This window comes from Priestia sp. SRI_019 (assembly GCF_057586255.1).
This window is the reverse complement of sequence record NZ_JBYCZN010000003.1, coordinates 508,684-520,204: the sequence shown is the minus strand read 5'-3', so window position 1 is coordinate 520,204 and position 11,521 is coordinate 508,684. Positions and strand designations below refer to the sequence as shown.

The 11,521-nt window shown below is 38.2% G+C and carries 8 protein-coding genes; all 8 read right to left on the bottom strand.

The annotated features are described in order from the left end of the window. Positions 1-416 precede the first annotated feature (416 nt). Positions 417-2,417, bottom strand: a complete 2,001-nt coding sequence (locus AC2YJL_RS20855; protein WP_487374962.1) for an Ig-like domain-containing protein — start codon at positions 2,415-2,417, stop codon at positions 417-419. 180 nt (positions 2,418-2,597) lie between these two features. Further along, positions 2,598-3,878, bottom strand: coding sequence for a class II D-tagatose-bisphosphate aldolase non-catalytic subunit (locus AC2YJL_RS20850; RefSeq protein ID WP_487374961.1), 1,281 nt, complete (start codon positions 3,876-3,878; stop codon positions 2,598-2,600). A 92-nt stretch (positions 3,879-3,970) separates the two neighbouring features. Then, positions 3,971-5,047, bottom strand: a complete 1,077-nt coding sequence (locus AC2YJL_RS20845) for a PTS fructose transporter subunit IIC (RefSeq protein ID WP_487374960.1) — start codon at positions 5,045-5,047, stop codon at positions 3,971-3,973. 22 nt (positions 5,048-5,069) lie between these two features. Further along, a complete protein-coding gene (locus AC2YJL_RS20840; protein ID WP_028414279.1) occupies positions 5,070-5,387 on the bottom strand; it encodes a PTS fructose transporter subunit IIB in 318 nt (105 codons plus the stop codon). Between the two features lie 19 nt (positions 5,388-5,406). Continuing rightward, positions 5,407-5,853: a PTS sugar transporter subunit IIA gene (locus AC2YJL_RS20835; RefSeq protein ID WP_328171832.1), complete on the bottom strand. Its 447-nt coding sequence runs from the start codon at positions 5,851-5,853 to the stop codon at positions 5,407-5,409. Then, complete coding sequence (locus tag AC2YJL_RS20830; RefSeq protein WP_487374959.1) at positions 5,853-7,850, bottom strand: BglG family transcription antiterminator; 1,998 nt, start codon at positions 7,848-7,850, stop codon at positions 5,853-5,855. The genes AC2YJL_RS20835 and AC2YJL_RS20830 overlap by 1 nt, the downstream gene beginning before the upstream one ends. Positions 7,851-8,080: 230 nt before the next feature. Continuing rightward, positions 8,081-9,793: a methyl-accepting chemotaxis protein gene (locus AC2YJL_RS20825; protein ID WP_487374958.1), complete on the bottom strand. Its 1,713-nt coding sequence runs from the start codon at positions 9,791-9,793 to the stop codon at positions 8,081-8,083. A 164-nt stretch (positions 9,794-9,957) separates the two neighbouring features. Continuing rightward, positions 9,958-11,490 carry a pectate lyase family protein gene (locus tag AC2YJL_RS20820; RefSeq protein WP_487374957.1) on the bottom strand — a complete coding sequence of 511 codons (1,533 nt, stop codon included), beginning with the start codon at positions 11,488-11,490 and terminating at the stop codon, positions 9,958-9,960. Between the last annotated feature and the right edge of the window lie 31 nt (positions 11,491-11,521).

Sequence of the window (11,521 nt, the reverse complement as noted above, 5' to 3'; positions counted from 1 at the left end):
TCTTTAACTTCTTTTTTATCTATTTTCACGCTTTCTAAGGTTGGATTTGTTACATCTACCGCTGCAAACGTGGGGTTAATCGGTACTTCTATTACAACCAAACATAGCAACAGAAGTGCTATAAAATATTTTTTCAACATAAACTTGTTCTCCCTTTTCCCTAAAAATAATTGATTATAAAGACCTAAAACTTAAGACTCAAAAATCAGCTAATTATATCATGATTATTAGTAATAAAGGAATATTTATTTAATCCATCCAATAAAGATATTTTTTTATTTATTTTCCATATTTTAATGACTTATTCTATCCATTTATGCTATAATACTAAAGATATCTTTATATCTTGCTTGATAATAAAACCGAAAAAAAGTCTGTTTCTCATATGAGGAACAGACTTTTTTTCATATAAATAATTATTTACTTACTACTTTAGCCGTTTTGCTTTGATTTTTAGCAGCATCTTTTGCAAAGACATCAACTTTTGTTCCTGCCTTTTGCTTTGGAATTCTTACATCAAAGCTTCCTTTTGAGTTGGCTTTTCCGCTTCCTATAAGTTTAGTACTTACTTTTACTTCAATTGTAGCGTTAGCTTCAGTTGTGCCTATGACGTGAGTTGATTTAGTAGTCAAATTGTTCACTTTTGGAGCAGGTGGAGGTGTTTTGTCTTGTACCGTCACTGCCGCTGCTTTACTTGTATTTTTGGCAGCATCTTGAGCTGTTACTGCTAACTTTGTTCCTGCTTTTTGTTTTGATATTTTGACACTAAATGCTCCTTTACCGTTTGCCTTGCTGCTTCCTAATGCCTTACTTCCAACCTTTACGTAAACCATGGCGTTAGCTTCCGTAGTTCCTGTTACTGCCGTACTTTGATCGCTTACAGCATTCACTTTCGTTACAGATGGAGCTGTTTTGTCCTGTACCGTTACTATCGTTGCTGTACTAGTATTTTTCTCTGCATTTTGAGCTGTTACCGATAACTTGGTACCTGCTTTTTGCTTCGGTACCTTGATACTGAATGCCCCTTTGCTATTTGCCTTGCCGCTTCCCAATGTCTTACTCCCAACTTTTACGTAAACCGTGGCGTTAGCTTCTGTAGTTCCTGTTACTGCTGTATTTTGATCACTTACAGCATTCACTTTTGGCGCTGCTGGGACAACAGGCGCTGCTTTATCGTTTATTTGATAAACTTTAGCTCCTTGGGAATAATAGATTTCTCCACTATCAGTTGATATAAATTGTACTTTTGAAAAATCACCTGATGTCTCCCATGCTTTTTTACCATTTGACTGTACAGCTGTTAGACTTGTTTTTCCTGCTAGATAGACACTTTGATTAACAGATTCCTTGATGGAAACTAATTCATTTGTCTTCAATGTCCACTTTACTTTTCCTTCTTTGCTAATGGCTTTAATATATGTTTCTTTTGGTGCATAATCGCCTCGGTGAGCCGAATAATAAGTTGTTCCGCTTTTCCCTGTTTCTATAACAGGAGTAGCAGAAGGTCGATAATCACCCATTCCTACTGGAAAAGGAGCATCGCTTTTTACGTTCCACTTTGCTTGTCCTGTTACTCCATCATAGCTGTATAAAATGCCTGCTTCGTTATCTGCTACTAAAAGATTTTTATTAATAGAATCATAAATGGGTGCTGGCCACACATCAACAGTCATTTTTTTTGTCCATTTTGTAGAGCCGTTTGCATTTAAACCATATAAGTTTGACGGATACCCTTCCTGAAAATAGAACATGTTATTTTGTGGATCTGTTGCAAACACAGAGCCTCCCGATTTCTTCCATTTCACTTTTCCAGAAGGATCAAATACCGTTACACCTTCTATACCGTTAGCATACAGGTTGCTGCTTTTATCCACTAGCAATTCAGCAATTCCTATAGCAACAAATTCATTATGCCACTTTAGTTTCCCTTTGGAATCAAAGGCATAAAGGAAGTTTTTTTCTTCAGGCTCTCCTCCTGCCATATAAATCATGCCATTTGGAGCGATAACGCTTTTGCTTAACACAAGTTCTGGTATATTAACCGTTTCTTGTTTCCACGTTGTCTTGCTTATAATATAAAGCTGTTTGGAATTATTATCGTTTCGCTTATAAAAATATAAACTATCTTTTGTATCTCCAATATAGAATAACGTTAAAGATTTAATACTCCATTTTTTCTGTCCATTAATAATGACGCCAAACTCTTGCTCATCGCTATAATTCTCTTGCTGCTTTTGATAAAGTACTCCTCCGTTATCCCACGCATCTATTACGTTATAATTTTGACCTTTTTCTATTTCATAAATAAGCTTTGGTTTTGAAGCTTCAGCATAAGCTGATTGATTGAGTGGAAAAATTGCAGCTCCTACTAATAAAATGAATAATCCCCATACACTTTTCTTCATCATTTTTCTCATAGATATCCCCTTTATTTTTAATTTACCTGCAAAACTATTACTTCCCTCCCTTTAGGTATATGTAACTAACAAATCTATAATATAACAATAATTGGATTTTAGTAATACTAAAGTTTTATTTATTTTAAATATTCTAACTATAAAAGGCCGTTGAGATAAATATCAACGGCCTTTTATAGTTTATACCTCTACACCAATCTCTTTTAAGATTTTAGTAGTACTTCCTTCTAAGTTAAAACACTCCACGTATTGATTTAACGAACGTTTAATTCGATTAATAACAAAGCGTTCTCCGTCAATATTGCACTCTCGTAAATTATGAAATAACGTTTGAATCTCCGCTTTTACTTCTTCATGGTTAAATGCATAGTGACCGGCAATATCTAAAATTTTATCAGTGAGCTCTTTTTGCTGGAGGATATCTCCGATTTGCAGCTCGCGCTGATCCCCTACCATCCACTTTCTCCATCTTTCACTTTTAATCGCTTGAAGCGTTAAGACGTATTCAACATTTGATTGATGTTCAATGAGCCCATCTTGAGCGAGCTGTTCTTCTACTTTCGCTAATTCAATATATGCACGCGTTTCTTCGGTACCAAACTGCGGAGCAACGTTTGTGGCGGTGATGCCAAGCGGCAAATGTTGCAGCAAAATATGATCATCAATATAATCTCCGTTATGTTCTTTTAGACCTACTCCATACTGTTTGGCGATGCTTGCTAGCTCTTGAGCATTTTTAGAATTAAATGTCCCTACATTTTCTGTCATTTTTACAAGCGTTCCTGTTTGACCTACAATAAAGGTTGGAGTAGGCAGCTGTCGTTTCGTTAGCTCGCTGTTTAATGTTTGAATAAACGTTTCATAGGTTTCTCTTGAAGTTAACCCCCCGTTCGTTTCTTCTGTCCCTACTTCATAGCCAATTTCAGCTAACTCTAAGCGCTTTCGTTCATTTTCACAGTACTGAATTAATTCAATTGTACGACTCAACACACTTTCCATTGGAACCACTTTTCCCATTTCATAAGGATCTTTTGTTGGATCAATATGAAGTAAATCAAACCCGTTAATCAAATCCTCTAAGTATGACTGCTTACCTAACTGCATCGCCAGCTCTTCTTCTAAATGATCATTTCTTTCATTGTCTCGCTGCCACGGACCTCCGTGATCTCGGCACGTGTAATACAAGCCGCCAAACCCTGTTTCAGCCGCTGTTTCAGCAATCGTTTGAGTGAACGTTCTTTGATTCCAGTTACAAACGTAGCCTCCGCCTAGTTCTGTTGCATCTACTTGGTTGCGGCTAGCAATAAATAACAGCGGAAAATCTTTTTCTTTTCCTAATTCAAAACAAGCTTTTAATAAAGTTTTAGACATGGGTCCAATTCCTAGAAGCGTAACCGCCTCTCCTTTGTCTTGCATGTTGAGCATTACTTTTACCACTTCGTTAATGTTTACTTTTTGCATGATACTTCCTCCTTTTATGGTTAACACCCCTTTAAAATGGAACGAACAATATGTATACACATATTGTTCATTCGAGGGATTGCTATTGACTTTTAGACGCTGATGCTTTGTTGATCCATCGGTTCTTCTTCAGGCACTTCTTTTGTTACATCTTTCTTTAAAGCATTTACCATAACCGCTGTTACGACTGTTCCTGCTAAAATAGCTCCTATATACCAAAGCTTATGATCGACAACCAATAAAACAATAGGTCCTCCATGAGGTGCATGATCAGTTACTTTAGCAAGGGCGCCAATGACGGCTCCTGTGGCAGACCCTACCATGATAGAAGGCAGCACTCGAAAAGGATCGGCTGCGGCAAACGGAATGGCTCCTTCTGTAATACCTATCATCCCCATGGCGAGAGCTGCTTTTCCCGCTTGTCTTTCTTGATCGTTGTATTTTTTCTTGCTTAATAATGTAGCCAGTCCTAACCCAAGAGGAGGAGTACAAATCGCTATTGCAATAATCCCCATAATGGTATACACGCCTTCTGCCATCATTCCAAAGGCAAACATACAGGCTACTTTATTAATAGGTCCTCCCATATCAAATGCAATCATGCATCCTAGAATAACCGCTAATAAAATCAAACTTGATCCATTCATTTGTTTTAACGTTTCCGTCATAGCTGTCATAAAATACCCAATCGGCTTGGCTAATAAATAGATGTATCCTAAACCAATTACGAGTGAACTAGTAATCGGAATGATAAAAATAGGCATAATTGGCCGAAGCATAGTCGGCACTCTCCAGTTTTTTACCCACTGAACAAAACAGCCGGCTAAAAATCCTAAAACAATTGCTCCGAGAAATCCTGCTTTTACTTCACTATCACCAATCGGTGTATTAGCGATGTACCCAACAATCATCCCCGGCACAAGACCGGGCTTACCGGCAATCGAATAAGCAATATAGCCTGCTAAAACCGGAACCATCATTGTAAATCCAGCTGTACCAATACTTAAGATGTTATTCATTAAAGGGTTGGTGACTTCCATTCCATTTTCTCCAGGTGTTCCTGTAGCTAACGCAGCTGCTATGCAAATACCTCCCACTACAACCGCTGGAATCATGTAGGAAACACCCGTCATTAAATGATTTTTTAAGATCTTAAAAAACTCTTTCATAGCACCACTCTCCCGCTTTCTTTTATACTTCTTGCGTCATAAGCTTTTCTGCTTGTTCCAGTACTTTCTGAGGATTGGAAATGGCTTCTGCTACTCCTACTTTTAATATTTTTTTGCCGTTAAATCTTTCTTCTCTTTCAATGGCACAGCCTACAGCTAAAATAACAACATCCGCTGAGTCAATCTGTTTTTTCTTTAGTTCATTTTCAATGCCCATTGCTCCTTGCGTTTCTATCATCACCTTATGTCCTAATTTCTTTCCAGCCTTTTCTAAAGCAGATTGAGCCATATATGTGTGTGCAATTCCTGTTGGACAAGCCGTAATTCCTACAATATTCATGTTTATTCCTCCTCAAATTTTATAGTGCTATTGCTTTAAGTGTTGAACATACTTCTCTTACACCAGGAGCGTGAATTAACTCTTCGCGGAATTCTTCATCCATAAGCTCCCGGCTAATATTAGCTAAAATTTTCAAATGAACATCCCCGCTTTGAGCTAAAGGAACGCCTATTAAGAAAATTAATTTCACTTCTTTATCATCGTCTTCATCCCATTCGACATGCTCGCTTACTCTCCCAAATACAATAAATGGCTCGACTACTTGATCGGACTTTCCGTGCGGGATAGCTATTGAATATCCGATAGCCGTAGAGAACTCTTCCTCTCTTTTTAAGACGCTATCAATATACTTATCGATTGATTTGATTTTCCCAGACGAATAAGCTAAATGCCCTAGCTCTTTAATAATGTCTAATTTATCTTTGGATTTTAAGTCAAGTGCTACTAAGCTTTCACTAATAACCATTATGTCCCCTCTCCCAACAGCGCCATCACTTCTTCTGCCGTTGTACATTCTGTTAATCTAGTAAGGGTGTTCTCAGAATCAAAGATACTGTACAGATCTGTAAGTATATCTTTGACAACAATTTGTTCACCAAATTTTAAAGCAAGCAGAAAGATAATTTTCACTTCTCCTTCTTCCCAGTCCAGCGCATTTGAGCACGTGGCAATAATAATTTTAGAACGCTCTACATACTGATCTTCTCCGTGAGGGATTGCTACTGTATTTCCCAGTGAAGTAGAAGCTATGTTTTCACGTTGAACAACTGATTGTTGGAAACCTTCCTTGACGTATCCTTTGCTTTGAAGCTGGTGACATAAATAATCAATCAGCTGTTCTTTATGCGTAAAGTCCAACTTAGGAAAGATCAACTGCAGATCTAGCATTTTAAATAAATTGGCACATGTTATACTTGCTTCTTTTTTAGAAAATGTATCTTCCCAAAAAAAGTTATTAATATTTTTAATGTCCACTTCACTTACGAGCGAAGAGATCGTAATGACCGGCTTCACTTCAATATGTAAAGGAACGGTTGAAATAATAAAATCAATGTTGTTTAAATCAAAGCGAGATAGCCTGCCTAAGGAGATAACTTCTGCTATTTCCAGCTGAGGAATAAGCCGCTTGATTCGATTTGCGATTAGCTGAGATGTGCCAATACCTCCAGGACAGACGACAATTGCTCTTTTTAGCCCTACGCATCTTTCGATTGCTGCTTGAAAATGAAGCGTCACGTATCCAATTTCATCTTCATTTACTTTTACATTCAATTTTCTTTCAATAATGGAGCAAACAAGCCACGTCATGCCAAATGTTGCGGAATACTGATGCTTGATTTCTTCTAGAAGCGGGTTTTTGATGTTAATTTGATATTTTAAGCGGTTAACCATCGGTTTAATATGCATGAGCAGACCTGTGTACAGCTCTTTATCACCTTGCAGATTCAGATTCATTACCTTGGTCGAAGTTTGAACCATCTCGTCTACTAACTCTTTTAACGAACTATCCGCGTGGTTTACAAATAGTTCAACATTACTTGGTGAAATATCTTTTTCCATCCCGGAACATAATAAATACTGCTTTATATAGTGGATTTCATTTTCCGGTATATTGATATCGAAACATTCAGATATTTCCCCACTTACTTCTTTAGCAATGGTATACATTTTCAAAACATGATCGGTTTGATGATGCAACTCTGGCTCATTAACAGCTGCTATACGCTGATGGGAGCGAACACGCTTAATCAAAATTAAAATATGAGTGACTAAATTCAAAAAATACGTATGACTGATGCGATACTGAAGCTTTTTCTCTGCACGCTCAATGATGTGTTCTACCTGTGTGACTTCAAGGTCTTCAAACAAGTTGGATAGTCCTGAGAAAGTCGCGGCATCCAGTCTGCTGCTTGATTGAATATCGTAATCCTGCTGATAATTTAAATTTAAAAGTTCATTTGTAATACCAGCAATTGCTCTTCGGGTGCTTTCTTCATTTCCTTTTACCCTTGTGCCTTCGTGATTTTTTACTAAAAGTAAGCCATAGGGCTTTAACCATTCTTTTACTTTCTCTAAGTCTTTTACAATCGATGTTTTACTTACCATAAATTCTTCTGATAACTTTTGAAGAGAAGTCGACTGATTTGCATATAACAGCTGCAGTATAATTTTCATCTTTCTTATTTTAGTTGATAGAGGATCGATTTCTTCTTTTTTTAAATCTAAATCATTTAACAGCATGAGTTTATAATCTGGTTTGGCCTTGATTTTAATTCCTACTCCAGGTTTTTTATGAAGAGTGGCGCTTCCTTTTGATAGATAGCCGGAAACTAGCTTTAAATCATTATGCACCGTTCGCTCTGAAACCTTCATTTTCTGAGAATAGAAATCAATCGTTTTGTACTCTTCTTCGCTAATGATTAACTGTAATAACTTCTTTTGTCGTGTTGTTAACATCTCCATTTCTACAAACCCCTTTTTTATAAATCATGGATTGTAACTGTACTTGTTTTTATTTTTTGTAAACGTTTTCTTGTTAGTTAAATCTTATCACCTTCTTTTGATAACGGGTATATCAATTCTTTGCAACTTCACTGTTGAAGAAAGAGCACAGAACTATGATAGAGAGTACCTTGTAGCTTAAATAAGCCTACTTCATACAAAAAACATGGAGCTAGTGCTCCATGTTTTTCTTAGATTTTAAATCTCCCAATCAATTCTTGCAGTTCCTCCGACATATTTGCTAAATCCATCGCAGATGAAGCAATTTCCTCCATAGAAGCAAGCTGTTCTTCCGTTGTAGCTGATACATTTTGCGCCCCGGCTGCTGCTTCTTCAGCGATACCGTTGACTTCACGAATCGCCTGCTGGACTTCAAGCGTATCTTTGGCTAGATTATGAATAGCGCTTCCGATTTGCTGAATTTGATTCACTACGTGCTGTACCGCTTCGTTAATTTGTATAAACGATGTACCCGCTTGTTCGACTACTGCTAGGCCTTCTTTTACTTCTTTGGTTGTGGTTGTCATCGACTGCAGCGTTCGAGCTGTTTCGCTTTGAATGAGTGCAACTAGATCTTTAATTTGATGCGCTGAGTTGGATGAGCCTTCTGCTAGTTTTCGTACTTCACTTGCCACAACAGCAAAGCCTTTTCCGTGATTTCCTGCTCTTGCTGCTTCAATAGCTGCATTCAAAGCAAGCAGATTCGTTTGATCGGCAATGGTTGTGATGACATCGTTAATTTGACTAATTTTCGCTGAGTGTTCGCTAAGGCCTTGAAAAACAGATGAGAGTTCAGTGACATTTTCGTTGATTGATTTCATTTGTTTGGCTGCTGTTTCAACGGTCGCTGCTCCGCTATTTGAGATTGCAGCCGTGTCGAGAGCTCGCTTAGTGATTTGCTCGACGTTTTCAACAACTTCTGACGTTTGGTTCGTAATGCGGTGAATAATGGTGGAGCTTTCTTGAATTTGATTCACTTGATGGTTGGATCCTGAGGCTAGTTTTTCAGTAATGCTTGAAATATGTTCAATCGCACTGTTGTTTTGTTCTGCACTGGCGCTTAGTTCTTCTGAAGAAGCTGCCACGGTTGATGAAATGTTTCCAACGGACATAATCATTTCTTTTAATCCGCCAATCATTTTATTAAATGAAGCTGTAAGTAAGCCAATTTCATCTTTGGATTCGTAGGTGCCTTGCACTTGAAAATCCCCGTCTTTTGCTGTTTCCATAAGGTTTTTAATATCATTTAACGGTTTTGTAATCATGCGTGCAATCAGAAGTCCAACGGCTATGGTAAGCAGAATAACCAGTGCGCTAACGAGTAATAGAGTGGTCACGGCTGACTTTACACTTTGCTTATTTTTTTGATAAATGCTTTTTGCTTCGTCATTATTTATCTTTTGAAGATTATCTAGCGTGTTGTTTATGGTCGTACGAAGAGTCACTACGTTTTTTGAAAAAACGTTGTAGGCTTTATCTCCTTTTTCATCTTGAGCAAGCTGTATAGCTTCACTTCTTGCTTGTGTTAAGTCGCCTATATTTTCTTCGTATAGAGCCAGTTTTTCTTTTTCACTATCTAGCAAAAATGTTTTTTTATACTGTGCCATGAGCTTGTTATTTTCCGCTTCTTTTTCTCGAATTTCATCGAGGCGCTTACGCTGATAGTTTTCATCTTTTGATAAAATCATTTCAAGCGTATTGGCATCAATCGCACGGTTATTCGTACGAATTTGCCCTAACTGCCTGATTGGCTGCAGGCGGTCATTGTACATAGACTCCGAGCTGTCAGCAATTCGCTGTGTGTAAAAATAGCTGATCACGGCGACTGCAATAAGTGAAATTGTCGAAATTATAACCATGACTAGCAGCTTTCGATAGATACTCAGATTTCGTAATGCCCCCATAACATTTCCCCTTTTCGCTGATGTATTCTTCTGCTTTCACTTTTACACTTCGTTATATCTATCGGTCATAGGGGGTGTTCTATCCATAGTACGCTCGTGACTTTTTATCGGCATAAAAAATAGCTTCTTATAAAAAGAAGCTGGTTTAAAAATAATTTCTCCACTTAGATTTTTGTCCCTGATACTTTCCCTGTGTTATCGACGCTTAGCTTCCAGCTTTGTCCGTCAGGAGATTTAAGGATCAGGCTGTTTCCTTGCTGAAACTCAAGGTTTCCATACATTTTGCTTCCGGACGTTGCAACCCAAGAGGAACCTGGCATTATAGAAGACGTACCGAAGATGCGGTTAATTCGAAAACGCTTGTGGTCTTTTGTGTATTCACTTAGCGTAAGTCTCATTTTATACAGCGTATTGGCGCGCACTTCTGCCGTTACCGTGTTTCCTAAGTTGTTTTTTACGTCTTTTGCTGTTATCCACGCGCCGTCTAGTACTGTTAGATATTCAAATTTAATATTTTTAGGTGACTCACCCCATCCAAATGAAACGCCGGCCATATTCAGCATTTTAATTGGATTTGCAGTAAAGTCCATTTCAATCACAACGGGAGCTGAAGCCGGCACATCAAGGTAGTTCATGCTTTGTTCATCAACTAAGCTGAAGCAGTTGCTGATGCTACCTCCGTACGGGGCTTTTCCAGCTGTTTGTTTGACGGTGTATTTTTTATCAGCTTGTACGAAAATATCGTCTTGATTGCCGATGATATCAGGTTTTCCTGGAAGACCTGGAGCAAATATATTTCGGGTTTGTTCAAAAGGAGACGTAATGTCATTATACTGTCCGTTGTTTAAAATCGATGTGGATAAAAGGTTAGAGGCAAGCTGATTTCGATGTGAGATACTCGTAAATTCTACAGGCGGTTCTCCTCCGTTCATCAAATACGTATCCCAAATATGCCCTTCAAACGTATTGTAAGCACCTGAACATTTAATTGCTCGTTTCGTTTGGCTGCGGCACTGCATTTGGAAATGAACAAAGCTGTTTCCTGACGTTTCATACGGAACGTCACTGATACCGGCTACGTCAACTCCGTACTGACAGCCGTCAATCGATAAATAGCTAAAGTTATTCGCGTTAATCCATGCAGGTGTATTGATGTTGGTGATTTTTTCAGTTTGCAGCAGCACGCCTCTTTCAAAGTTGCGAAGGTGTACAAAGGATACGTTCACAAAGCTGATAAAATCCCACGCTTTTTGGCAGTAAAAATAAATGCCTTTTCCATTATAAGCGCCTGACGTATTGATCATGCTGATGTTGCTTATCGTCGTTTTATTTCCTGTTTCCAATTGCTGTGATCCGTGAAGGTAAATGACTGAAGATATAAAGGAAGGATCGGTCACTTCAACCGTTCCACCTGAAATGGAGGCATCTTTTTGAAGGGTAAATACATGATAATTTCCCGTTACTTTAAGTTTGGTTCCGCTGTCCATTTCAAACGAAATAGACGGTTTAATCACAATGGGTGATGCGATGGCATACGTATAGTCTCCTGTTAGTAGTACGCGTGATAACTTGTTAGCCTCTGCGTAATCGATTGCTTGCTGTATCGCAGGTGCATCATCCGTCACGCCGTCTCTTGTCACACCAAAACAAGCGGCGTCGACTATTCTTTCTTCACTGCAGTTTTCCATTAAACTCATCTCGCTTTCTCAGCAGCTGTAAAGCATGTAC